General features: G+C 56.0%; 23 protein-coding genes and 3 tRNA genes. 9 read left to right on the forward strand and 17 right to left on the reverse strand.

The annotated features are described in order from the left end of the window. Positions 1–300 precede the first annotated feature (300 nt). From rlmB to EYR88_RS13990, 4 genes are all read right to left on the reverse strand, one after another. Positions 301–1,248, reverse strand: a complete 948-nt coding sequence (gene rlmB, locus EYR88_RS13975; RefSeq protein WP_131090389.1) for a 23S rRNA (guanosine(2251)-2'-O)-methyltransferase RlmB — start codon at positions 1,246–1,248, stop codon at positions 301–303. Positions 1,249–1,293: 45 nt separating this feature from the next. Next, positions 1,294–2,745, reverse strand: coding sequence for a cysteine--tRNA ligase (gene cysS / locus EYR88_RS13980; protein ID WP_131090390.1), 1,452 nt, complete (start codon positions 2,743–2,745; stop codon positions 1,294–1,296). A 93-nt stretch (positions 2,746–2,838) separates the two neighbouring features. Further along, entirely contained in the window at positions 2,839–4,071 is a 1,233-nt protein-coding gene (gene ispD, locus EYR88_RS13985; RefSeq protein WP_131090391.1) for a 2-C-methyl-D-erythritol 4-phosphate cytidylyltransferase, read from the reverse strand. A gap of 103 nt (positions 4,072–4,174) precedes the next feature. Continuing rightward, a complete protein-coding gene (locus EYR88_RS13990) occupies positions 4,175–4,660 on the reverse strand; it encodes a CarD family transcriptional regulator (RefSeq protein ID WP_022877089.1) in 486 nt (161 codons plus the stop codon). 354 nt (positions 4,661–5,014) lie between these two features. Here EYR88_RS13990 and EYR88_RS13995 point away from each other — a divergent pair, with 354 nt between their 5' ends. After that, positions 5,015–5,554: a DNA modification methylase gene (locus EYR88_RS13995; RefSeq protein WP_131090392.1), complete on the forward strand. Its 540-nt coding sequence runs from the start codon at positions 5,015–5,017 to the stop codon at positions 5,552–5,554. Positions 5,555–5,644: 90 nt separating this feature from the next. Here the strand turns inward: EYR88_RS13995 and EYR88_RS14000 are convergent, their stop codons facing one another. Together EYR88_RS14000 and EYR88_RS14005 are read right to left on the reverse strand one after the other, a co-directional pair. Further along, on the reverse strand, positions 5,645–6,325 hold the full coding sequence (locus EYR88_RS14000; RefSeq protein ID WP_131090393.1) for a response regulator transcription factor: 681 nt from the start codon (positions 6,323–6,325) through the stop codon (positions 5,645–5,647). Further along, a complete protein-coding gene (locus EYR88_RS14005; protein ID WP_131090674.1) occupies positions 6,322–7,527 on the reverse strand; it encodes an ATP-binding protein in 1,206 nt (401 codons plus the stop codon). Before EYR88_RS14005 ends, EYR88_RS14000 begins: the two co-directional genes overlap by 4 nt. A gap of 236 nt (positions 7,528–7,763) precedes the next feature. Between EYR88_RS14005 and phoU the strand changes: the two genes are divergently transcribed. After that, entirely contained in the window at positions 7,764–8,417 is a 654-nt protein-coding gene (gene phoU, locus EYR88_RS14010; protein WP_131090394.1) for a phosphate signaling complex protein PhoU, read from the forward strand. 93 nt (positions 8,418–8,510) lie between these two features. Here phoU and EYR88_RS14015 read toward each other — a convergent pair whose 3' ends face one another. From EYR88_RS14015 to EYR88_RS14030, 4 genes are all read right to left on the reverse strand, one after another. Continuing rightward, positions 8,511–8,813, reverse strand: a complete 303-nt coding sequence (locus tag EYR88_RS14015) for a DUF4193 domain-containing protein (protein ID WP_131090395.1) — start codon at positions 8,811–8,813, stop codon at positions 8,511–8,513. A gap of 198 nt (positions 8,814–9,011) precedes the next feature. Continuing rightward, a complete protein-coding gene (locus tag EYR88_RS14020) occupies positions 9,012–9,758 on the reverse strand; it encodes a phosphoglyceromutase (RefSeq protein ID WP_131090396.1) in 747 nt (248 codons plus the stop codon). 129 nt (positions 9,759–9,887) lie between these two features. Then, entirely contained in the window at positions 9,888–10,205 is a 318-nt protein-coding gene (locus EYR88_RS14025; protein ID WP_131090397.1) for a DUF2516 family protein, read from the reverse strand. Between the two features lie 48 nt (positions 10,206–10,253). Then, positions 10,254–11,411, reverse strand: a complete 1,158-nt coding sequence (locus tag EYR88_RS14030) for an aminotransferase class I/II-fold pyridoxal phosphate-dependent enzyme (protein WP_131090398.1) — start codon at positions 11,409–11,411, stop codon at positions 10,254–10,256. Between the two features lie 123 nt (positions 11,412–11,534). On the opposite strand from EYR88_RS14030, the gene tmk reads away from it, so the two are divergent. The 4 genes from tmk (at position 11,535) to EYR88_RS14050 (ending at position 15,055) form a co-directional block, all read left to right on the forward strand. Further along, positions 11,535–12,188, forward strand: coding sequence for a dTMP kinase (tmk, locus tag EYR88_RS14035; protein ID WP_131090399.1), 654 nt, complete (start codon positions 11,535–11,537; stop codon positions 12,186–12,188). Then, complete coding sequence (locus EYR88_RS14040; RefSeq protein ID WP_131090400.1) at positions 12,185–13,339, forward strand: DNA polymerase III subunit delta'; 1,155 nt, start codon at positions 12,185–12,187, stop codon at positions 13,337–13,339. Before tmk ends, EYR88_RS14040 begins: the two co-directional genes overlap by 4 nt. 23 nt (positions 13,340–13,362) lie before the next feature. Further along, positions 13,363–14,901: an alpha/beta hydrolase gene (locus tag EYR88_RS14045; RefSeq protein ID WP_242632605.1), complete on the forward strand. Its 1,539-nt coding sequence runs from the start codon at positions 13,363–13,365 to the stop codon at positions 14,899–14,901. Positions 14,902–14,983: 82 nt separating this feature from the next. Next, positions 14,984–15,055 (forward strand) — tRNA-Thr (locus EYR88_RS14050). A gap of 70 nt (positions 15,056–15,125) precedes the next feature. Here EYR88_RS14050 and EYR88_RS14055 read toward each other — a convergent pair. From EYR88_RS14055 to EYR88_RS14080, 6 genes are all read right to left on the reverse strand, one after another. Then, the gene (locus EYR88_RS14055; protein ID WP_131090401.1) at positions 15,126–15,446 is read right to left on the reverse strand and encodes an EthD family reductase; all 321 of its coding nucleotides are present in this window, start codon (positions 15,444–15,446) and stop codon (positions 15,126–15,128) included. A gap of 99 nt (positions 15,447–15,545) precedes the next feature. Then, on the reverse strand, positions 15,546–16,388 hold the full coding sequence (locus tag EYR88_RS14060) for an aldo/keto reductase (RefSeq protein ID WP_131090402.1): 843 nt from the start codon (positions 16,386–16,388) through the stop codon (positions 15,546–15,548). 68 nt (positions 16,389–16,456) lie between these two features. Continuing rightward, complete coding sequence (locus tag EYR88_RS14065) at positions 16,457–16,906, reverse strand: hypothetical protein (RefSeq protein WP_131090403.1); 450 nt, start codon at positions 16,904–16,906, stop codon at positions 16,457–16,459. 147 nt (positions 16,907–17,053) lie between these two features. Then, the gene (locus EYR88_RS14070; protein ID WP_131090404.1) at positions 17,054–17,245 is read right to left on the reverse strand and encodes a YbdD/YjiX family protein; all 192 of its coding nucleotides are present in this window, start codon (positions 17,243–17,245) and stop codon (positions 17,054–17,056) included. Between the two features lie 2 nt (positions 17,246–17,247). Next, positions 17,248–19,491 carry a carbon starvation CstA family protein gene (locus EYR88_RS14075; protein WP_131090405.1) on the reverse strand — a complete coding sequence of 748 codons (2,244 nt, stop codon included), beginning with the start codon at positions 19,489–19,491 and terminating at the stop codon, positions 17,248–17,250. Between the two features lie 101 nt (positions 19,492–19,592). Further along, entirely contained in the window at positions 19,593–20,570 is a 978-nt protein-coding gene (locus EYR88_RS14080; protein ID WP_131090676.1) for an NAD(P)H-quinone oxidoreductase, read from the reverse strand. 62 nt (positions 20,571–20,632) lie between these two features. On the opposite strand from EYR88_RS14080, the gene EYR88_RS14085 reads away from it, so the two are divergent. Then, a tRNA-Ser gene (locus tag EYR88_RS14085) sits at positions 20,633–20,720 on the forward strand. A gap of 47 nt (positions 20,721–20,767) precedes the next feature. Here the strand turns inward: EYR88_RS14085 and EYR88_RS14090 are convergent. Beyond that, entirely contained in the window at positions 20,768–22,783 is a 2,016-nt protein-coding gene (locus EYR88_RS14090) for an FAD/NAD(P)-binding protein (RefSeq protein WP_131090406.1), read from the reverse strand. 57 nt (positions 22,784–22,840) lie between these two features. Between EYR88_RS14090 and EYR88_RS14095 the strand changes: the two genes are divergently transcribed. Next, positions 22,841–24,928 (forward strand): prolyl oligopeptidase family serine peptidase, encoded by a 2,088-nt coding sequence (locus tag EYR88_RS14095; RefSeq protein WP_131090407.1) that lies wholly within the window; start codon positions 22,841–22,843, stop codon positions 24,926–24,928. 63 nt (positions 24,929–24,991) lie between these two features. After that, positions 24,992–25,083 (forward strand) — tRNA-Ser (locus EYR88_RS14100). Positions 25,084–25,111 lie beyond the last annotated feature (28 nt).

A 25,111-nucleotide genomic window follows, 5' to 3' on the forward strand; every position in this document is an offset into this window, starting at 1 on the left:
CTAACCAAAGTCAACTCGATGTTTCCAGCTTGTTTACCCCACTGTTTCTTTCAGACCTTTTCGGCCCGTCCGGATCAGCGGCGCGAGATAAGACTCTACACGGATTCCCACCCGGCGCAAAATCGGCCAGTACAACCCATTTAGGACCCAAAAACGCCGACATTTCGCGCTTTTAGAGCTCTCCGAGGTGAACTCTGCTCAAAAACAACTGAAATTTGTTGTTATGAAGCGGGTCACCCTACACAAAATGGGTTGTCACTTGTCCAGGACAAGTGACAACCCATTGAGGATCGTGGCAGGCTACTTCGCTTGTGCCTTGCGCAAGCGAGAGACCTCGTAAAGCGAGATGCCTACGGCCATCGAAGCGTTCAACGACTCCATGGCCGAATCGATCGGGATGGAAACGATTGCGTCGCAGTTCTCGCGGACCAGTCGTGAAAGACCCTTGCCCTCAGAACCAACAACGATGCACAGTGGGCCGGTGGCTAACTCGAAGTTGGGCAGATCCATATCTCCGCCGGCGTCAAGGCCGATCACGAAGATACCAGCGGCCTTGATTTCCTTCAGTGCGCTGGTCAAATTAGTGCACTTAGCTACTGGTACGCGAACTGCAGCACCCGCACTGGTCTTCCAAGCGGAGGCAGTCATGCCAACACTTCGGCGTTCCGGAATGATGACACCGTCGGCGCCGAAGGCCGAAGCCGAACGAACGATCGCACCGAGGTTACGTGGATCGGTGATGCCATCCAAGGCCAGCAACAGTGGCTGCGACGTGGTGTAGCCACGGTCGTAATCCTTGATGGTTTTGGTTGCCAACTGAACGGCGTCCTTGTACTCGTAGGCAGGGATCTGCAGGGCCATGCCCTGGTGGATCGCGCCGTCGGTCATGCGATCAAGCTCTGGCTTTGAAGCTTCCATCAAGGGAATGCCCTGAGCTGCAGCAAGCTTGAGCGATTCGCGCACGCGGTCATCAACCTCGATGCGGATCGCCACGTGCAGTGCCTTGACCGGGATGCCAGCGCGCAGTGCTTCAACAACAGAGTTTCGACCGGTGACAAATTCTGCGTTGACCTTGATGCGGTCGGTGCGCTTGGCCGTGGAGCGCTTAGCGGCCGAACGCTCAGCAAGCTGCTTGCTTCGGTACGCCTTGTGGTACGGACGGTCTTCGGCCTTGGGAGTTGGGCCGCGACCCTCTAGGGAACTGCGTCCCTTGCCGCCACTACCCTTGGTTGGGCCCTTTTTACTCATGGTGTTTGTCCTTAAAGTTGAGTTTTGGTTCAGCCGTTGAAACGGCTAGTTGTCTAATGTCCAGCGGGCACCGTCTGCTGAGTCAGCAACGATGATGCCAGCGGAGGCCAATGCGTCACGGATAGCATCCGAGCGTGACCAGTCCTTGGCCGCGCGAGCCTGCGCACGTTCTGCCAGCTGCGACTGGATCAACTGATCCAATGCTTCGTGCTCCGCGCTTGCCTGCGAGTTTTTGGTGTTCCCTGCATCGTCTAAGCCCAGAACCTGGGTCATGGCCAACACCTGTCCGAGCGCTTGCTCGGTCGCTGCATTGTCGTGGGCTTCTAGGGATGCGTTGCCCTGACGAACCGCTTCGTGCAGTGCGGCTAATGCCATGGGAACGTTGAGGTCATCATCCATTGCGGCGCCAAAGGCCGCTGGCACTTGCGTAGCCTGAATCGAATCGGCGCCAGCGCCCAAACGATACTGTGCATTGGAGATGAAAGTATCGATCCGTTCCACCGCGGCCCGCGCTTCAGCCAGCGACTCCGGTCGGTAGTCCAGCATGGAACGGTACTGTGCTTGCCCAAGGAAGTAGCGCACCACGCGGGCGTCGGCCAGGGCCAGCATTTCTTCGGGCGAGATGGTGTTGCCGATCGACTTGGACATCTTTTCACCCTCGTAGGTGACCATGCCGTTGTGCATCCAGAAGTTCGCAAAACCGTGACCGGCCGCGTTGGACTGCGCCATCTCGTTCTCATGGTGCGGGAATCGTAGATCCAATCCCCCACCGTGGATGTCGAATTCGGTACCGAGGTACTTGCCGGCCATCGCCGAGCACTCTAGGTGCCAACCGGGACGACCGCGTCCCCATGGGCTTGGCCACGATGCGGTAGCTGGGTCGGACTCCTTATGGCCCTTCCACAGGGCAAAGTCGCGAGCATCTTTTTTGCCTCGTGGGTCAGCGTCGGTAGCCCCCTGCATGTCGTTGATGTTCTGGCGGGTCAGCGCACCGTAGGGGGCAAAGGAGCGCACATTAAAATAGACGTCCCCGGAGTCATCGGTTGCCGGGTAAGCATGTCCGCGTTCGATCAACGTGGCGATCAACTCGTGCATTTCGGTGATGTGCCCGGTGGCGCGTGGCTCATAGGTCGGTCGACGAACACCCAACGCTTGGTACGCGCGGGCAAATTCTTGTTCAAAGCGGTAGGCCAGAGCGAACCATTCTTCGCGCGGCTGGTAGTACTCATCGGCCTGGAAATCCTCGGCAAAAGACTTCGCCGATTTTTCCAAGATCTTGTCGTCGATGTCGGTCACGTTGCGCACCGTGGTCACTGCGAAGCCACGGTATTCAAGCCAGCGGACCAAAACATCAAAAACGATAGCGCTACGAACATGGCCCACGTGCGGCATTCCTTGCACGGTGGCGCCACAGTAGTACAGCTTGACTTCGCCGTCGTTTAACGGCTGGAAGTCACGTACAGATGCTGTTTTGGTGTCATAGAATCGCAGGCTCACGTCGTTAAGGTTATCCGATGGATGCAGCCTTTGTATTTCACTTGTGATGCGCTCGGTGATATGGCCCGTCAACCAAGCCGACCCAGCGCCGTCCTATCTGGGGTAGACCAGCGCGGTGGCGTAGGCGGTCAACCCGGTGCCTTCACCCTCGTAACCCAGGCCGTCGCTGGTGGTTGCAATGACGCTGACCGGGGCTCCTACCGCAGCGCTGAGCACTTGGCTTGCTTCTTCACGACGTGCTGCAAAGCGTGGTCGGCGCCCCACAAACTGCACGGCAATGTTGCCAATTTCAAACCCTGCTTCGCGCACCAAGCGGGCTGCTTCTGCAATCAGGCTCACACCACTGGCCCCAGCAAATTCCGGTCGATCCACCCCAAAGTGGGTTCCTAAGTCTCCGATTCCCGCTGCCGAGAACAGTGCATCGCAGGCTGCGTGGGCTACCGCGTCCCCATCTGAGTGACCGGAGAGCCCAATGTCATCTGGGAAGTGCAGGCCCGCCAACCACATGGGTCGGGACGGGTCATCGCTGACCGCGTGGACATCGATACCATTTCCGATACGTGGCAGATCCATGGCTTCCCTTGCAATGTGAAGTGCGGGCGTTGTTGGCGTAACCAGTTTGCTGACCACTTCTAGATCTTCTGGGTGCGTTACTTTCAGGGCCTGTTGTTCACCGGCCACCACCTGAACAGTTGTTCCGTAAGCGCGCACGATCGAAGCGTCGTCGGTGACTTTCTCCAGCTCGGCTTCGGTGTAGTGATCAAGTTGAGCATGAGCTGCGCGCAGTACCTCTGCGTCAAATCCCTGGGGCGTTTGCACCGCGCGCAAGGTGGAGCGTGCGGGAGTCTGCTCGATAAATTCGGGGCCATGACCGTCTTGTTGGGCAACAACAGAGATTGTGTCGGTCACTGCCAAGGCAGGGATCACGGCCTTTGTCTCGGGCGCTTCCAGCTCTTGAAGCACACGTTGATACAGTTCCACCGGCGCGAAGGCTCGGGCGGCATCGTGAACAAGAATGGTGGCTGCCTCATCGCTGACCAGTTGAAGGCCGCGGCGCACCGAGTCTGCTCGGCTTGCTCCCCCGGGCACGGTGCGAAGTTTGCTTCCATAACCCGCGAGTGCTGATTGCATGCGCTGATCATCTGGTGGGGTAACCACGATGATTTCGTTAATCTGCGCCACTTGCAGGATCCGGTCGATGGCATGTGCCGCCAAAGATTTGCCGGCTACTTGAACCAGTGCTTTTGGCATGCCGGCGCCTAGCCGTGTGCCCATGCCGGCTGCGACCAAGATCAAGCTCGAAGGATGCGATGGTGTTTGCTTCACACCGCTCAGCTTATCGCGTGGATCGGCGCTTCATTGGGGCCTTAACGGCAACAGCCGTGAAACGTTTAAACGTTTCACGGCAAGATGCGCGTAGGAGTTTTGTTTAAGCCGAAGCCAAAACCTCATCCAACAGGCCTTCAGCCTTGGTCTCATCCAGGTCCTTGGCCAGAGCCAATTCGCTGATCAATACCTGACGAGCCTTAGCCAGCATGCGCTTTTCGCCAGCGGACAGACCACGATCATTTTCTCGACGCCATAGGTCACGAACGACCTCGGCAACCTTGATGACATCGCCGGAAGCTAGCTTCTCGACATTTGCCTTGTAGCGGCGCGACCAGTTGGTCGGCTCTTCGGTAAATTCAGCACGAAGGACATCGAACACATGGTCCAAGCCTTCCTGACCTACCACGTCACGTACGCCAACAAGATCAACGTTCTCTGCTGGAACTTCGATGGTCAAGTCACCCTGAGCCACCTTGAGCTTGAGATACATTTTCTCTTCGCCCTTGATCTTGCGCATTTTGATCTCTTCGATCATTGCCGCGCCGTGATGCGGGTAGACAACAGTCTCGCCAACCTCAAAAACCATGTGGATAAACCCCTTTCCCATTGACTAGTCTAACATGTTTGCTCTCGACGAACTTGCGTTTGTGCCCGATATAACCGCGAATTCACGGGGAATCACCTCTTCCATTCGCAAGAGAAACATGGTAGGAAGAGAGTACGGCGATCGAAGTTCCAAACCTCTTATCCCAAACTTGGTTCTCTACTTCTTGTCGAAAAGCGTGTGTTGCACGTCGCTAAATCGCGTCTTTGTGTGAAAAACAGCTAGGCTTAGAGGTAATCGTGGTCTTTTTCGCGAGTTGCTCCTCACCCTAGGTGGAGTCGATTCGGTAGACCATGAACCGAAGCAACTCATTATTCTCACCGAGGAGTTAGTGTCGTGATCACCGCACGCATGACCGCTGGACGTCGCATTGCCGCGTCCCTCGCTGTGGCTGCCCTGGCATTCGGTGTCACCAGCTGTGGCGCCATCAACGAGCAGGCCACCAACACCGACTACGCTGCCAGCGATGGCATCAATGTCGACGTCGCCAAAGCACAGGTTCGTAACCTGATGTTCGTTACCAACAGCGATGGCAGCAAGGCCCGCTTGATCGGCACCGTGGTCAACGACAGCGATTCTGCTCTGACCTTGTCCGTCAAAGCCGCTAGCGCTACGCCAGTGACCATCTCGGTTCCAACCGACAAGTCCCTGAAGCTAGAAGATGACGCTAACCAGAAGGTCATTTCTGGCCTTGGTGTCAAAGCCGGCGAACATGCCGAGACTACCTTCACTTCCAACGGAGACACCGTGGACTTCAGCGTCCCAGTCGTAGACGGCACCCTTGCCGAATACCGTGACTTCGTACCAGGCGGTTCCGATGCAAAGGTAACCGAACACCTGAAGGCAACCGAGAGCCACGCGACCTCGGAGCACTAAACACCAACGATAAAGGGCCTCGGGAAAGAATCTATGGATTCTTTCCCGAGGCCCTTTCGCTTTAAGCGGTTACGCGCGGGGTGAGCAGTGCTAGACCACGAACTTGTAGCCCAAACCTCGCACCGTCACCAGATGCTCTGGCGTGGCAGGATCTGGCTCGATCTTTGAACGAAGACGCTTCACGTGGACATCCAACGTCTTGGTATCCCCCACGTAGTCGCTACCCCACACGCGGTCGATCAGCTGGCCACGGGTAAGCACGCGCCCGGCATTGCGCAGGAGCATTTCTAGCAATTCAAATTCCTTGAGCGGCATCGATACCTCGGTGTTATCCACCGAGACCATGTGCCGTTCCACATCCATGCGCACCGGTCCAGCGGTCACCACATTGCTGATCAGTTCTTCGGCCTCGCCCTGACGGCGAAGTACCGCACGGATGCGTGCGAGTAATTCTCGCGATGAGTATGGCTTGGTGACATAGTCATCGGCGCCGAGCTCCAGGCCAACCACCTTGTCGATTTCCGAATCCTTGGCGGTGAGCATGATGACCGGAACCTGAGAGTTCAGGCGAATCTGGCGAATCACCTCGGTGCCCGGTTGGCCCGGCAACATCAAATCCAGCAGCACCAGATCGGCGCCGTGGCGTTCAAATTCAGTGACGGCGACCAGTCCGTCATCAGCGATTCGTACTTCGAATCCTTCGCGTTCCAAGAGGAAAGACAGCGGGTCAGAGAGCGATTCCTCATCCTCTACGATCAATATGCGGGTCATCGTCGTCCTCCTTTGCGGTCTGAGGTTCGAGCCTCGACCGCTTGTTCCTTCATCATCTCATCGGCAAGAGCATTAGATCTGGCCGGTTCTTCATCCGCTAGGGGAAGTCTAAGGGTAAATGTGGAGCCATGGCCGGGCTGCGACCACAGCGATACTTCGCCGCCATGGTTGGCCAGCACGTGCTTGACGATACTCAGCCCCAGGCCGGTACCGCCGGTTTGTCGTGAGCGGGCCGAGTCGACGCGGTAGAAGCGCTCGAAGACTCGCTCTTGTTCCTCGGCCGAAATGCCTGGGCCTTGGTCGGTGACCGAGATCTGCGCGTAGCCATCACGCTGGCGGATACCAACGCCCACTTTGGTGTTTTCTGGCGAGTAGCGAATCGCGTTGTCGATCAGGTTGCGCACCGCGGTCATCAGCAGGTCCGGGTCGCCGAGAATTGGTTCGCTCAGATGGCCACCGACGGTAATGTCGATGCCCTTCTCTTCGGCCAATAGGTGGCTGCGGTCCACGGCCTCGGCCACCACACTGTCGATGTTCACTTCCTTGCCCTGCACAATTGCATCGCTGGCCTGAAGCCGGGAGAGCTCAATGATGTCCTGGACCAGCGCGGCAAGCCTGCGTGATTCCTTGTGCATCCGAGTGGAGAATCGAAGCACCGCGGTCGGATCATCTGCTGCTTCGGAGATTGCTTCGGAAAGCAGGGAAATAGCTCCGACCGGAGTTTTCAGTTCGTGGGATACGTTAGCCACGAAGTCATTTCGCATGGCTTCAGTGCGGGTGATTTCGGTGCGGTCATCGGCCAGCAGCAAAATATATTCATCGCCCAGTGGGGCCACTCGCACATGGACGATCAGCTGACCGGCGCCGAGCGTGGAGCGTTGTAATTCATATTGGCTTTCGGCAATCACGCCGTCTGCACGCACCTGGCGTACCAAGGCCAGAAGCTCGTTGTGCACGAGGGTGTGCCCGCGCACTAGCCCATAGGCGTAGGAGGCAGGATTGGCCCGCACAACGCCATCTACGTCGTCCAAGATCACGAAGGCGCGACCAATGACGGACAAGACGGCAGCTGCACCTTCTGGGAGTGCAGGCTCGTCAACCTGCGGCAGCCTAGCGGTCCTGCGTTGGGAAATTCGAAAAGCGATCACGCCAACGATTCCTAGGGCAAGACCGAGGGCACCGGCTATCAGAGTCGAGATCACATCGTTCACCCTTTTAGCCTAACTTCACCTATGGGTTCCTTCCCGCCTAAATGACGCAATTTTGGCCAAATCGGCGCGCTGTTCACCAAACGTTCACGTTTAGTGGCATATTCGTTAATCACCTGCTGACAGGGTGGAGTAAGACCCTCCACCATGCCATAAATCTGTTTTGGGGCGGTTGGCCCGTGCATGCAGGCCACCGATTGGCATGGGACCGACACTCGAAAGGAACTGCTATGCGCAAGGTTTTTCAGGCAGATCTACAACAAATCGGCGAAGAACTCATTGAGATGGCCAATCAGGTCGCTACCGCTATGGATCACGCATGGGATTCGTTGGCCAATGCCGATGTGGATCTAGCCCAGGAAGTCATCGCGGCTGACGCGAAAATTGATTTCCTCCAGAACCAACTAGATGAACGTGCCATCGATACCCTCGCACTTCAGGGACCGGTAGCCAGCGATCTACGCATGATCGTCGGCTCGCTGCGAATGAGCGCTTCGCTTGAGCGCATGGGTGACCTCGCACGCCACTTGGCTCAGCTAGCCCGCTTGCGCTTCCCACAGCCAGCGATCCCAGAGAAGATTTCTGCAACCTTTGCTCAGATGGCTGCGATTGATATTCAGATCGCCAAGGAAGTTGCCACGCTTCTTGATACTCGTGATTTGGCCATTGCGGCCAAGATTATTGAGCTGAACCATGAGGTGGACCGTTTGCACTCCAGCGTCTTCACGCAGATTGCTGCCGATGATTGGGACGCCACCGCACCAACCACCGTGGATGTTTCGTTGACCAGTCGCTATCTAGAGCGCTTCGGCGATCATGGTGTCTCCGTGGCCCGCAAGGTCACCTACCTGGTGACCGGCGAATGGGATCCGTCCGACGCCTAAACAGCGTATTTGCCTAAAAGCGAAGGCAGCCCACCAATTGGTGGGCTGCCTTTAGCATTCCGGCGCATTATTAGCGCCAGCGTAGAGCGGCTTTTAGCCTTCGCACTCTACGCAGAAACCTACGTTGCCTTCTTCGCGTACCAGCTGGGAGCGGTGGCGAATTAAGAAGCACGAGCCACAAATGAACTCGTCCTCTTTCTGTGGAATGACGGTGACCGTCAATTCCTCGTTGGACAAATCTGCACCTGGCAGATCCATTCCATCAGTGTGATCGGCTTCGTCGAGCTCGCGCACCACGGACTTTGCGTCCGGTGCGTTTGCGGACTTAACCGCATCCAGAGAAGCCTTACGTGCCTCAGCAACGTCTGGGCGGACTTCATCGTAATCAGTTGCCACGAATTGCATTCCTAACGTGAGCCATTGAGCCTATTCGAAATAGGAGATTACAGCATACTAATGCCAAAAATACAATCGTGTGCAGTTGTTTCGCTCACAGCCGTTGTTCCGCACCTCTTGCCGACTTAAAGTCAGAACGGCGGCACCGAAGTTCAAAAGCCTAAGCCCTTGAGTTTCGGTGCCGCCGAAAAGTGCGTTTTACTTGCGACCCTGGTTCGCGACTGCCTTGATGGCGTCAGCTGCTGCTGCAGGATCGAGGTAGGTTCCGCCAGCGGTGACCGGCTTGAAGTTGTCGTCCAACTCATAAACCAATGGGATACCGGTTGGGATGTTCAGCCCAGCGATATCCGCATCGCTAATGCCGTCCAAGTGCTTAACCAGCGCGCGCAGCGAGTTGCCGTGCGCGGTGACCATAACGGTCTTGCCAGCGCTCAGATCAGCCTTGATGTTTTCTTCCCAGTAAGGAAGCATGCGGTCAAGAACATCCTTGAGGCATTCGGTCCGCGGAGCGTTATCGCCCAGATCGGCATAACGCTCATCGTTGATCTGGCTGAATTCCGAGGAATCATCAAGTACTGGTGGTGGGGTGTCGTAGCTACGACGCCATTCCATGAACTGCTCTTCACCGTATTCTGCCAAGGTCTGAGCCTTGTCCTTACCCTGCAGCGCACCGTAGTGACGCTCGTTCAGGCGCCAGTCGCGGTTCACTGGAATCCAGGAACGGCCAGCAGCTTCCAACGCGAGGTTAGCGGTGACAATTGCGCGGGTGAGCAACGAGGTATGCAGTACCTCTGGCTTGTACCCTGCTTCTGCAAGTAGTTCGCCACCGCGCGAAGCTTCAGCGCGGCCCTGTTCGGTCAGTGATACGTCGTACCAACCGGTGAATAGATTCTTTTCGTTCCATTCGCTCTGCCCGTGGCGAAGCAAGATCAAAGTGTGACTCATACAATCTATCCTAGCCAATGCTGGTACCCGGATGCGCCAAGGTTAAGGACTACTCAATAATTGAGAAGACCCGCACCACCGTTTTGACGGGGTACGGGTCTTCAAAAATCTTTGGTTACTCAGCTGGCTCTAGTAGTTGTACCAGCCGCCGCCTTTGCCACTCACGGCAGGCTTTACATCGGCAAGGTAAACACACGCAATGCAGGCACCGATGAGCTGAAGGAAACCGATTCCGCCAGCGCTGAAAACGCCAAGCAAGGAAACTACGACGCTGGCGATGGTCAGCCCGGTCCAGAAGCCCTTGGTTCGTTTGCCTTCTTGGGCAAAGCGCTGTGTACCTTGGCGTAGGCAATCGATGAGCGCCCACAGCGCAAGGACTAAAATAACTACGCTCAGGGCCAACATCAGGTACTGCTCAATGCTTTGAGCGACAAACATCATTGACATACCTTCACTCTACCTTTGGCCTTTGTCGATTTTGGGCACTGCCACACCTCAGAGCTGTTCCAGCGCCTGCGAAAGATCAGCCCAGAGGTCCTCAACATCTTCGATACCCACCGAAAGTCGGATCAGGTTTTCTGGAACACTCACCGGTTCTGAGGCATGCCGGGCCCGACGTTCAGCCAGGGTCTCCACCCCGCCCAGCGATGTTGCGCCGGTGATCAGCTTAAATGCACCGATGACCTTGTCGGCGCCGTCAGCGCTGCCACCGACTTGGAAGGCGATGACCGCACCAAAGCCACTCATAAGTTTTGCTGCGCGTTGGTGCCCCGGGTCTTGTTTAAGTCCCGGGTAACGCACGGCTTGAACGTTGGGGTGTTCGCTCAAACGTTCGGCAAGGATCTGGCTGTTACTCTGTGAACGATCCAGACGCACCGCCATGGTGCGCACACCACGCAAGGCTAAGAAGGTATCCATCGGTGAAGCGATAGACCCGTGCAGGGTTCGGTAACCGTGCACGGTGTTGTGCAGCTTTTCATCACTGGTGACTACCGCACCCATGATGACATCGGAGTGGCCCGAGAGGTACTTGGTCACCGAGTGGACTACTACATCGGCCCCTTGGGTCAATGGCTGCTGCAACAGTGGGGTGGCAAAAGTATTGTCCACGATGGACAAGATTTCGCGCGCCTTGGTTTCTGCAAGAAGTACCGGGAGGTCTGCAACTTCAAGCATAGGGTTGGTCGGCGATTCAACCCAGAGCACGTGCGCGCCTTCCAGCGCGGCGATGACCTCGTCGGTATCGGCGATGTCTACCGGGCGGACGATCAAACGACCAGCGGCCTCCAGCTCGGAGGTTAACGCCAGCGAACCGTTATAGGAGTGCTTTGGCATAACCAGCACTCCCCCGGCTGGAACCAAGTTCAAGGCGGCAGCGATCGCGGCCATACCCGAAGAGAAAACCAGAGCCGGTCGCGCGGCAGCTTCCAGCTGACCCAATACTTCTTCAAAGGGATCCCAGCTCGGGTTGGAGAATCGTGCGTAGACACGTTCGTCAGCAGCAGCCAGACCCTGGGAGTGATACGTGGAGGTGAAAGTCACCGGGTAATTCACCGGGGCGTCAACGGCGTGAGCCGGTCGGCCACCTGCAACGATGAGGGTCTTTGGGTCCCACGCTGGGCGGGATGCTGATGGCGTGCTGCTGAAGTTCATGAGAAAAACTTTACGCTCAGCACAGGCACGTCCACGGATCGGTTTCATTACATTTCGAGATTTACCGTCCACAGCATGTGGGCGCATGTCAATGATTGGCTCGACCTTGGATAGGCTAGAGGGGTGAGTAACAAATCGAGCGCGCCGACCCCTGGGCTGTTCATCGTATTTGAAGGTGGCGACGGAGCGGGCAAGTCCACGCAGGTGGCCATGGCCCAGCAATGGCTTGAAGCCCGCGGGTCAAAGGTCATCACCACTCGTGAGCCAGGTGGAACCCAAATTAGCGAGTCACTGCGCTCTTTGGTACTCGAACATGGCCACGGTGAGATCGATTCTCGCACCGAGGCACTGATTTATTCGGCGGCCCGTGCCGCCCACGTACAACAGCTGATCACCCCGGCGCTAACTGCCGGCAGCCACGTTATTTGCGACCGTTTTGTTGATTCTTCCTTGGCTTATCAGGGAATGGGCCGAGCTCTTGGCTTTGAGGCCGTGGCCCAGATTAATGACTTTGCTACCAACGGGCTTAAGCCCGATGTGACGATCATTTTGGATATTTCTGCCGCTGACGGTCGTGCTCGACGGGTCGCTGCCGGTGGTGGTGTGGAGGCCGCGGACCGTCTGGAAGCTGAGCCCGACGACTTCCACGAACGCATCCGCAACGCCTTCTTGGACTTGGCTGCTCGCGAACCAGATCGTTACCTGGTACTAGATGCCACCGGTACCGTCGAAGAGCTGCACCTTGCTATCACCACGTACTTAGCGAGCCTGTTGTGAGTCGGCCGGTATTTGCAGATCTCGCCGGGCAGCAGCGGGTTATTCAGACCCTTACCGCCGAAGTTGACCGAGGTAATCCCACCCACGCTTGGCTAGTCACTGGCCCTCCCGGGTCAGGCCGTACCACCGCCGCTCGCGCCTTTGCCGCTGCGCTGCAGTGCACGAACAGCCCTGCTGGTTGTGGTGAGTGCGAAAGCTGCAAACTAGTGCAGTCTTCGGGACACCCGGACGTGTCCTTTATTTCTACGGACAAGTTCGAGTATCAGATCGCCGATGTCCGTCACCTGATCACCCGGGCGCAGGAAAGCACTAGCACCGGACGCTGGCGAATCATCATCATCGAAGATGCCGATCGTATGTCTGAACGAAGCACCAACGTCCTGCTTAAGGCCATCGAAGAACCTCCAGCACGGATGATCTGGATCCTCTGCGCTCCGTCCCCGGCTGACGTACTGGTGACCATCAGGTCGCGTTGCCGTGCGGTGAACCTTTCCGTTCCTTCAACCCAAGATGTGGCGGATCTTTTGGTGCGCCGCGATGGGCTCGATGAACAACAAGCCATGTTTGCCGCCAGGGTTTCGCAGTCGCATATTGGTGTTGCCCGGTTGTTGGCTCGGGACGAGCAGGCCCGCATCCAGCGCGAAAAGGTAGTCACCCTACCGTTGCACACCACCACCCTGCCTCAGGCAATGGCCGCTGCCGCGGAAATCTCCAAGCTTGCTACTGAGCGTGCCGAAAATATCACCGGCACCGATCTGCAACGCAAAACTGAACAGCTTCGTCACGCCAACGGAATTGGTCCTGAAGAGACCATTCCCCCAGGGTTGCGTAGCCAGTTTAAGTCCTTGGAAGAGGACGCTAAGCGCTTTGCTCGACGTGCCAGTTTTGATGCGCTGGACCGAACGTTGACCGACTTAACTACGTTTTTCCGTGACGTATTGAGCATTCAGCTTGGCACCGGTATTGAGTTGATCAACGAACATCTTCGCGAAAAACTTGAAAACTACGCTCGCGGACAAAACACCGAGAAATCATTAGCACAGCTCGACGCGATCAATCAGACGCGTAGCCGTCTGGCTGCCAACGTTAATCAACTCATGGCACTTGAAGCCTTGATGACCCGGTTGCTACCGCAGCCGGGCCGCCGCTAACCCCACTCAAGGAGACACTTAAAGTGCCTGTACGCTCGCTCAAAATGCAGTTAGCAGCCGTGGGGTCCGTTCTCGCCCTGATCGGTCTAACCAGCTGCTCAGCCGGATCATCCGTTCCAGAAGCCGATGGAACCAACGCAGCACCGAGCGCAAGTAGCGCAGCGGCCCCCAAGGGGCTGGAAACCTACTACTCCCAGAAGCTCGACTGGAAAGACTGCGGAGATGTACTTGAATGTGCAACGCTCAAAGTTCCACTGGATTACTCCGACCCCTCGGGTGAGAGCATCGAGCTTTCGTTGAACCGTCGCGCCGCAGAAAACGCCTCGGCGAATTTGCTGATTAACCCAGGTGGCCCTGGTGGCTCGGGCCTGGACATGGTCGAATCCTCGGTCCAGTCCATGTTCAGTGAGGATCTGCAGGCCGCTTACAACATCATCGGATTTGATCCACGTGGTGTGGGTAAGAGCTCCCCGGTGACCTGCCAAACCGATGCCGAAATTGATCAGGGCCGCCAAGAGAACTTGCGTGCTTGGTTGCCCGAGGATCAAACCCAAATCATCGAAGAAACCGATGACTACGCGGCGGACTGCACGGCCAACACCGGCGATCTCTTGGGACATGTTGACACCGTTTCGGCGGCTAAAGACATGGACGTCATCCGAGCAGCACTGGGTGATAAGCAGCTGGACTACCTAGGGTTCTCCTACGGGACGTTCTTGGGCTCAACCTATGCGGATCTCTTCCCTAAGAAGGTTGGACGCTTTGTGCTCGACGGCGCCATGGACCCAACCAGCCAGGCATCTGATCTGACCAAGGCACAAGCTGTTGGATTTGAAAACGAGATCGACGCATGGCTTGCCCAGTGTGTTGAGTCGGAGGATTGCCCGTTCAGTGGAAGCGTCGCCGAGGCGAAGGTTCAACTACAGCAGTTCTTCGCTCAGGTGGAAAACCAGCCTATGGTCTCCAGCGATGGCCGCACCGTTCCAATCATCGATTTTGTTAACGGTTTCATCTTGCCGCTCTATGACAATTCAAATTGGCCATACCTGACCGAGGCGATGGCTTCGGCTGTTAATGACGGCAACGTTGATAGCATTCTGGGCTTCGCCGATATAGCTGCTGACCGCCAAATCGACGGAACTTACTCGTCAAATTCTTCAGACGCTTTTACCGCCATCAATTGCTTGGACCGTCCGATGAACGCCAATAGCGATGCCATGAGCGAGGAAGCCACCGAGCTGATGCGCGTGGCCCCCACGCTTGGCAAGTACCTTTCTTACGGTGAAATCGCATGCGACGTGTGGGATCACAAGGCCTCGGGACATGCTGAAGAGCTGAATGCTCCGGGTTCAAATGAGATTCTGGTCGTTGGTACCACCGGAGACCCGGCAACCCCGTATAAGTGGTCGCAGTCGTTGGCCAAGCAGCTAGATAATGCTACGTTGTTGACCTACGAAGGTCATGGTCACACCGCCTACGGTCGGTCCAACGACTGCATTACTGACGCCGTTGATGGCTACCTCATCGATGGGAAGGGTCCAGCAGCAAATTCTCAGTGCTGATTGGGCATGTTCGTGTCATTCTCGTTTTGACGATCAGACAATTCCTCGGATAAAGTGACGTGGTGCCTGTTTGCAGGTACAGGCCTCCTTAGCTCAGGGGTAGAGCAGCTCCCTCGTAAAGAGCAGGTCGCCGGTTCAAATCCGGCAGGGGGCTCATGTGACGAAAAACCCGGAATCGTGCGGTGCACGATTCCGGGTTTTTCGCTTTCTAAAAGACGTCAATCTCAGACGTTGCTACCGCCAGAAACAGTGTAGTCGAGCGTAATCGCTCCACCGGTTGCGTAGTTGGGAACGTCTGCGGCAACAGCCTGACCTTCAGGAGAACTCATAGCTGCTCGGAAGTCATCTACATCGTTAAACTCGGCCTCAAAAACAGCGAAGTACGGGGCAGGGTTTCCCTTGGCATCTGGCGAAACATTCGTTGTGTAACGCCATGAACGCAACTCCGGAAGCTTCGTAGCTAGTGGCAGGTGAGTCGACTCGTAGTACTCGATGAACGCGGCGCGATCTACCGGCTCGGGATATAGAACGATGAGCTTATGCATGGTGTTTTCTCCTCATGAGCGCTGGTTTGAGCGATGGTGTAAATGTGGTCCTTGGCTTCAGATGAAGCCAAGGACCACATAGTTACTTAGGACTGAGCTTTACTCGAAGTCAGCGGTTGCTGGATCGGCTGCAATACGACCTTCTGCACCTCGGTCCAAGGTAGCAATTGCTTCGATATCTTCAGCGTCAAGCTTCACGTTCAAAGATTCGAAGTTCTCCACGATGCGTGAGTCAGTCACCGACTTAGGGATCACCACGTTACCCAATGCCAAGTGCCAAGCGATGACTACCTGCGCCACCGTTGCTTCGTGCTTTTTAGCGATCTCGGCAAGCAGTGGTTCCTTGAGCAGGTCTCCGCCCTGGCCCAGCGGGGACCACGCCTGGTGCAGGATGCCATGCTCTGCTTCGTAGGCGCGAAGTTCTGCCTGCGGGAAGTATGGGTGGGTTTCAACCTGGTTGATCACTGGGCGAACACCGGTTTCGGTGTACAGCTCTTCAAGTGCTTCCTTGGTGAAGTTGCAAACACCAATGGACTTGGCCTTGCCGTCCTTCTGAAGCTGGATCAGTGCCTTCCAAGTATCCACGTAGGTGCCACGCTTGGGCTGCAACCAGTGAATCAGGTACAGGTCTACATATTCCAAGCCAAGACGTTCCAGCGATGCGTCTGCTGCAGCGATGGTCTTGTCATATCCCTGATCTGCGTTCCAGACCTTGGTGGTGATGAAAAGTTCTTCACGAGCAATTGAGCTAGCGGCAACGGCACGGCCTACGCCGGCTTCGTTTCCGTAGATCTTCGCGGTGTCGATGTGACGGTATCCAGCTTTCAGCGCCTTGCCGACAGCAACTTCTGCTTCCTCGTCTGCAACCTGCCAAACGCCGAAGCCCAGCTGATCGATGGTGTTTCCGTCGAGGAACTTACTTGATGGTATTGATTGGGTCATGAAACCAACTTAGTTCACGAATCGACCCAAATTCTAGGATCACCGCTGAACTGATCGGTAATTCTCAATTATTCATTATTAGCGAACATTTGGGCCGCTCGGCTGACATCTTCCTTAACCAACCGTGCACGGTGTTGCACCGAGTTGATATCAATTTGCCCTCCGGCTTCGGCCTGCATTCTCATCATCGCAATGACCTGTGCGGTGGTGGCCAAATCGTTGGCCGACTTGGTGAGACTGCGGTGAACGCCTGCGGTGGCTTGCGGGATCTGCTCGTCGTCGCTCGGCGTGATTCGCTGAGCGGTAGAACAGATCTGACGAACCGTTGGCAACAGGTCGGCCATCTCATTGGCCTCTTTCACCAGCTGGTTATACACCTGGTCATCTGCAATTCCCTCGATCACTTGGAAGACCCGATCCAATGAACGCTGGAACCGGTCGTGGGCGCGACGCCAGACGCCCTCGCCAAGTTCGCGAGTGGCTGCGCGCTGCGCGCGAAGTCGTGAAAAGAACGCCATGACACTTCTCTACCAGAGATGAACAAAGATCAACGCTTCTAGCCTACCGGGAGCGGAGCACCAGCAAGCTTGTGAAAACGACATAAAACGAAACCGGCCTCGATCCATCCGCCAATGCAGATAGATCGAGGCCGACACGCAGTGCACCTAGCAGCAACGCCCTTCAGGGTTTTTTTCTTGCCAGTCGGTGTAGTCCTTCCAGAACTCACGCTCGTTCATTGGTTGCTGATCAGGATGATTACGTTGGTGGTGCTCCAGGTAGTGCTGATACTTATCGGCACCAAGAACCCCATCAACAAATCTTTTGGCCTGTCCCAATCGCTCCAATAACGAGGCCACGACTAGTGTCCGCCGCGCTGAATTTGAGCTTCGGCCGGAACTTGCTTCCAAGCCTTCTCCAGTTCCTTCTCAGCAGGTGAAGAAATCAGACCAGCTGGTGCGTACATCTTCGATGGCACAGCGCGATCTTCGGTATTGTTTCCGCCTCCGTTGCGCTTTGCCTTGATGGTGGTAAGAATCGCAGAAACGATCACAATCGCAGTGAGCAGCAAGAACAATACCGAAAGCCATCCCTGAACTCCGGTGTTGCGTACCACTGCTTCCATGGCTTCAACAGTCTTGGCCGTTCCCAGCGAGGTTTCGCCGTTGGCCAGCGCCTCTTTGTAGGCGTTGTGGTTCGCGAAGTAGCCCACCTTGGTGTTGGTCGAGAAGATCTTCTGCCAGCTCGCAACGAAGGTGACTGCGACGGTGAAGACCAACGGAACAGCAACCACCCATAGGTACTTAAAGTTGTTCTGCTTGGCGATGATCGCCATAACCACTGCCAAGGCAATGGCGGCTAGGAGCTGGTTAGCGATACCGAACAGTGGGAAGAAGGTATTGATGCCGCCCAGCGGATCGGTCACGCCGAGGATAAGGATGTATCCCCAGCCGGCCACCATGATTAGCGTGCAGATCCACACCCCGGGACGCCATGAGGTGTTCTTGAACTTAGGGAAGAAGTTACCGATGGTGTCCTGCAGCATGAAGCGCGCTACACGGGTACCAGCATCCACCGCGGTGAGGATGAACAGTGCTTCAAACATGATTGCGAAGTGATACCAGAAGCCCATCATCGCGGTGCCGCCGAACCACTGATGCATGATGTGCGCAATGCCCACTGCCAAGGTTGGAGCGCCACCGGTACGCGAAACCACGTTGGTTTCACCGACGTTGGTGGCCAGTTCGGTCAGCGTATTGGGCTGCAGGTTGACGCCGGATAGCCCCAGCGAGTTCACAAAAGCTACCGCGGTTTCCACGGTCCCACCGGTGGCAGCCACCGACGAGTTCATCGCGAAGTACACACCACGGTCAATCGAGATCGCAGCGACCAGAGCCATGATGGCAACCATGGATTCCATGAGCATGCCACCGTAGCCCAAGAAGCGGGTCTGCTTCTCCTTCTCGACGAGCTTCGGGGTGGTTCCCGAGGCGATCAACGCGTGGAAGCCAGACAAAGCACCACAGGCGATGGTGACAAACAGGAATGGGAAGATGTGTCCGCTAACCACCGGTCCGTCGGCGCGTCCGGCGTACTCGGAAAATGCTGGAACGGAGATTTCAGGGCGAACAATGATGATGGCCAGAGCCAGCAGACCAATCACACCGATTTTCATGAAGGTGGAGAGGTAGTCGCGTGGAGCCAACAGCAACCATACGGGCAGCACTGCGGCGATAATACCGTAGATGATGATGGCCCAAGCAATGGTGGTGCGATCCAAGTGGAAGAATTCAGCACCCCACGGCGATTCAGCAATCCAGCGACCGGAGACGATTGCGAACATCAACAGCGCAAAGCCGATGACGGAGATTTCCAAAACCTTGCCCGGGCGGATGAAGCGCAGGTAAATACCCATGAACAAGGCAATCGGGATGGTCAGGCCCACAGAGTAAACGCCCCATGCCGATTCGCCTAGTGCATTAACCACAACCAGCGCCAAGATGGCGGTAATGATGATCATGATGGTCAAGGTGGCAATCAAGGCCGCCGTGCCACCAACTAGTCCAAGCTCTTCGCGGGCCATCTGACCCAGCGAACGTCCACCGCGACGCATCGAGAAGAACATCACCAGGTAGTCCTGCACCGCACCGGCGAGCACCACACCAACAATGATCCAGATGGTGCCTGGCAGGTAGCCCATTTGGGCTGCCAAGATCGGGCCGACCAGTGGTCCAGCACCAGCGATAGCCGCAAAGTGGTGACCAAAGAGCACTCGGCGGTCGGTTGGCACAAAGTCACGACCGTTGTTTACGGTCTCCGCGGGGGTCGCACGGAAGTCATCAGGCTTTGTAATCTTGCGCTCGATGAATTTCGAATAAAAACGGTAAGCGATCAAATAGGTAGCAACGGCTGCAAAAACAAACCAGATTGCGTTGATGGTTTCCCCGCGCGAAAACGCGAGGATTGACCAGGCGATGCCACCGACCAGTGCGATAGCGATCCAGACGGCGATCCGCAAAGGAGTCCAACGTTTTTCTTCGTGTTGGGCAACTTCGGGATCAACGCCTGCTGGGGGCAAGGTATTTTGGGCACTCAATGCGAGCATCCTCCTCAAGACTTAGCAAGTGATGTGCGTGACTGCCCTTTATCAGACCGGTCACACCGTTATGACTACTGTGTCACTTTACGCGCCTGAGGAAGTTTCGGCTAAACCTTAACGACGATTTTTCCGGTGTGCTCACCCGAGTCGAAATACTCATGTGCACTGGTCAGATCGGAGAACTCGAAGGTCTTGGAGACGTTGATAGACAGTTTGTCCGCTTCGACCAACGGCAGTACCCGTGCGACGGTCTGCTTAATGATCTGAGTCTTTTCATCCAGCGGTCGAGCGCGAAGCGTCGTGGCGATCACCCGTGCGCGCTTAGCCAGCATCATCCCCAGATTCAGTTCAGCCTTGGTACCACCCTGAAGTCCGATCACGACTACTCTGCCTCCAACGGCGAGCGCCTTGATATTACTCTCTAGGTACTTGGCGCCGATAACGTCAAGAATCAGGTCCACACCTGCCCCGTCGGTCAGTTCTTTGACCCGCTGTTCAAAATCTTCTTCGCGGTAATTGATTCCCTCATCCGCTCCAAGCTGTGCGCAGTACTCCAGCTTTTCTGCTGAGGATGCGGTAACAAAGACTCGGGCGCCGGCCGCTTTGGCCAGCTGGATGGCCATGGAACCAATGCCGCCGGCCCCGCCGTGGATCAGCAAGGTTTGGCCTTCAGCTAGACCGCCCTCGATGAAGAGGTTAGAAACTACCGTTGCGGCAACCTCGGGTAGCGCCGCTGCATCGGTGCTCGAAAGATTCTCTGGGATATTGATGAGCAGCTCGGCGGGCACGTTGACGTACTGGGCGTAGCCCCCACCTGCTAACAAAGCCGCCACGCGCGTTCCTGTGCTCCAGCCGATGACGCCCTCTCCGAGTTCCACGATCGTCCCGGAGACCTCCAGACCAGGGATGTCACTAGCCCCGGCAGGTGGCGGGTAGACGCCCTTGCGCTGTTGCACGTCGGCACGGTTCAGGCCGAATGCTTCAACCTTGATCAGCACCTCACCTGCGCCTACCTTTGGAATCGACCTTTCGGTGAGTTCGATAACCTCTGGTCCGCCACCACCGTTGTAGATATAAGCCTTCATCGATTCACTCACGGATCTCAATTCCTTTCATCGGGGGTTCATGCCGTATACTTTTTCGGGTTGGATGGTTGTCCGAGCGGCCGAAGGAGCTGGTCTTGAAAACCAGTAGGCGGTAACCCCGTCTCATGGGTTCAAATCCCATACCATCCGCGTATTGAGTGAGGCGGGCTGATCTTAGGATCAGCCCGCCTCACTGTTTAAATTCGTTCTGTCGGCAAGCCTTCGCCTACTAAGAATCCTGCCAGACGCGCTACTTCGTTGGCCACATGGGTGGCATCTTTCAGCGTTCTAGCTGCGGGATTGTTCAGGTCTCCTGCTTGAGCAGCAATCGCTGTCCCCCACTGAGCTGAGGACAATTGCAGGCCCAGCACAAAAATACCGCGGTGGGCGAGGCCTTCGGAGTTGACCAGACGGTACGGTTCGCCGACTACATCAAAGCCGGACCCCGGAAGGGTTTCACCTTCTGAGTTACGCCACGTGTGCACACGTCCCACATGATCGCTAAGCAATTGTTTGATCAGGGGGGTGTTGTTTTGTAACACTCTGTTGCTTGGCATCATCGCTTCGCACATAGTTCGGGCAGTATGCACTTCGGCATCAACCCAAGGTGATGACGCGGTGAATTGGCCAGAAACTTCGTCAAAGGTAAATTCAGGTTCCGGGCCAACAAAGGTCACGACCCCAGCGCGTGAGAGTGCCAGTAACTGTTCAATACGTTCTAGCGGTGGGCCGGAGGCCAGCCCCTCCACCAACGGTTCAAAGTGAGCTTGGATTTCTTCAATTCTGGACTGCTCATCAACTACGCCGTTGACGATCAGTTCCTTGACCAGCATTCGTCCCGCATTCATTGTCATGATCGCGCACGACAATGGATCGTCCAGTCCTCCGGCGCTGTGCTGTGCGTTGTCAACTAGATAGTCTTGTACAGCCTTCTGGTACTCCTCGTTGGAGGCAAACCCGATCTCTTCAAAAGGCTTTGCGAGCTTCGGGACGTCCAACCACTGAATTTCGGGGAATTGCGCAATGAACTTCCGCAATTCTCCCAGCCATACTTGGCTACCTTCTCGGTGTTCGGCAGACAAGATGTTATCTACTTGTTCAATAAATCCTTCGGCCGAGAAACCCTCAGGGACTCCACAACTTTGGGCGCTCTGTTGATAGTAGGCAAAGAGCACATCTCGATGCAGGTTGGGCCAGATATGACGGGAGAACTCCAAAGTGGCCTGCGGATTGGTGGACCTCAGCTCGGCCAGATGACCGATCAAGTCCGGCACGTCAAAGAACCGTAGCTCGATTTCTTCTGGGATGAACTGATCAACTACTGGCTTACCCCAGTACGGAGTGCCACGTCTGGAAGCAACAATTAGTTCTGGTTCTCTTCCCGCGGCGACGTATTCCAACCGGTGACCTGGATCAGTGGAAACCTCACGGAAAAGCCCACCGCGCCCCAGCGTTAGCTCTGCCATGGTGTCAAAGAAATTTAACCCCAATCCGCGGATCAGCGCAGGCTGACCGGGGGCAAATTGATCAAAGTCCATATCGGCAGGAACATTAGGACCAAGGTATACAGCCCCGGATGTAGTTGCTGCTTCTTGCAGCTGCTTCTGCCATGGATTCAGGTCAGCACTTTGGTGCCCCAAAGCAAGGACAACTGCGTCAACCGCCATCATCTGCACTTCAGAACTACCAGCAGTTCTTTGGAACTCCAGCTGATATCCGCTACCTTCTGGCCTCACAGCCAAAACTTCAGCTGCCACATGTTCTACGCTGAACGACTCGTGCGCTTGAAGGGCAGCACAACTGCTGTCAAAAACGTGTTCGAGGTACTCGCCGTAGATGGCTCGTGACGGGTAAGTGCCGGCATCTATGTTCTTGATGCTCTTGGCATGCTCTTCGGTGAGTTTCCGTCCATCACCGTGCAGTTCCACAAACTGTTGAAAGCTCAACCCAGGCTCGACTGAGGTACGTTCTGGAGCCACCGTAGGGAACGAAGCTGGGGTGTTCATCCAGAAGTTCTCGGACTGGTGCGGATTCCAGACGTGCCCTGAGCCGGGACGGAAGGGATCCAAAACCACGATCTTGAGATTGCCGTCTTTGGGCGCTAGCTTCGAGGACAGGTCAGCAAACCTTTCCACGACGCTAGTACCGCGCGGACCGGCCCCGACGACAGCCAGGGTGTACTCATTCTTGAGGTTCTGCATTTTGGTGCTCACCCCTATAGGTTATTACCTTTAGGCCAGCTCACGAGCCCTAACGCATAGACTATGCCCATGACTGACCAAGTTTCTGATGTAACCGGTACCGATCCATATTCTTGGCTTGAGGCAATCCACGACGAGACCGCGCTGAGTTGGGTGCGTGAGCAGACGGCGCGAACTGAATCTGAACTCTATGACACTTCATTCGATCAGCAGGTTCAGCAGATCAAAACGGTGCTCGACGCTCAGGACCGCATTCCCATGGTGAGCAAGCGTGGCGAGTACTATTACAACTTTTGGCGCGCTTCAGAACACCGCTTGGGCTTGTGGCGCCGCACCACTTGGCAGTCCTACCTCAGCGACGAACCACAGTGGGAAATCTTGTTGGATCTTGACGCCTTGGCGATCAGCGAAGGACAGGAATGGCACTTTGCCGGTTCCTCATTGCTGCGTCCCCAGGGCGCGGAACCTTATGAGCGCGCGCTACTGCGTCTGAGCCCCGACGGCGGCGACCAGGTACGCATTCGAGAATTCGATTTGAGCAGCAAGTCTTTTGTTGAAGACGGGTTTGATTTTCCCGTGGCCAAAACTCATGCTTCCTGGATTGACCGGGATACCTTGCTTGTTGGCTCTGCGGGCAGTGAGCAATTCACTACCCGCTCCACTTATGCCAGCACCCTGCGCCGGGTGGGCCGAGGTGTAAGAATTGAAGACGCCCCGGTGATTTTCGAGGTCAAAAAGGACCATGTTGCGGCGTTCGGCTACTTCGATTCCACACCCGGTTTTGAGCGTGTGATCACCACCGACGCCATCGACTTCTACCGTTCGCGCACCGGTTTCATCCTAGAGGGCGCACACCACGTAATTCAGGTTCCCGATGATGTTCAGGTGAGCTTGCACCGCCAGTGGGTTCTGTTCGCGCCGCAGACCGATTGGGAGCACCAAGGCCAGATCTTGGTTGCAGGTTCGTTGGCCATTGCCCGGCTAGAGACATTTCTTGAAGACGGAACCATCGACAAGGTGCTATTCGTCCCTGACGGGAGCAATGCCCTTGAAGGACTGAGCTTCACCGCGAATTACCTTTTGCTTACTGTGTTGCAAGATGTTGCGTCGCAGGTTCGAGTCATCAGCCTGACAGAGAATTTCAATGAAACGCTGATGCCCCTAGCGGACCCGATGCTCAATATTTCCGTTGGAGCCGTTGATGACGAAGATGAGACCGCCGCAGATGACTACTGGATGACCATCACCGGGTTCATCACTCCCACCACCTTGTTGCGTGGGACTGTGGGCTCCCACGGCACCGTAGTGAAAAGATCGCCTGATCGTTTTGATGCAACAGGTCTGGAAGTCACACAGCACTTCGCAACGTCGGCGGACGGGACAAAGGTTCCATATTTCCAGGTAGCACCGGAAAATTTGGTTCTTGACGGGAAAAATCCTGTGCTCATGGATGGCTACGGTGGATTCCAACACAGTATGACTCCGGGTTATGCCGCAGCTATGGGCGTAGGTTGGCTTTCGCGCACGAATGAAACCGACCGCCGTGCGATCTACGTAATGACCAATATTCGAGGAGGCGGCGAATACGGTCCAACGTGGCACCGTGCGGCTCTTCGGGAAAAGCGTCACCGTGCCTATGAAGATTTTGCGGCCATCGCAGAGGACCTAGTGACACGTGGCGTAACCAGCCGCGAGCATCTATCGGCCACAGGACGCTCCAATGGCGGATTGCTGATGGGCAACATGATTGCTGGCTACCCGCAACTATTTGGTGCTATTTCTTGCGGTGTACCGCTTTTGGATATGAAGCGTTACACACAGCTGGCAGCGGGTCATTCATGGATCGCTGAATATGGCGATCCAGAGAAACCCGAGGATTGGGAGTTCTTACGTACTTTCTCCCCGGTGCATCGACTCAGTGACCAACCACATCCGGTTGATGACTATCCAGCGACTTTGATTTGGACCACAACTTCTGATGACCGGGTCGGCCCCTCGCAGGCGCGCATCATGGCCGCCAAGATGATGGACCTAGGCATCAAAAATGTGCGGTATCACGAGCCTGAAGGCGGTGGCCATGCAGGTTCGACGGACAATGAATCAACGGCGAAAATGCTTGCCACAAGTTACGAATTCCTGTGGCGAAAAGTGCATTAGCTCTCTCGTTTTGGAACACTCGCCTATCTTCAGGTAGGCTAGATTCTGCTGGAAACAGCGGATGGACACGTGCCAGAGCGGCCGAATGGACTTCACTGCTAATGAAGGGTCGGGCTAAAACTCGACCGGGGGTTCAAATCCCCCCGTGTCCGCCATAAAACCCCTACTTCGGTAGGGGTTTTT

Source organism: Arthrobacter sp. S41 (assembly GCF_004320535.1).
Lineage (GTDB): Bacteria > Actinomycetota > Actinomycetes > Actinomycetales > Micrococcaceae > Glutamicibacter.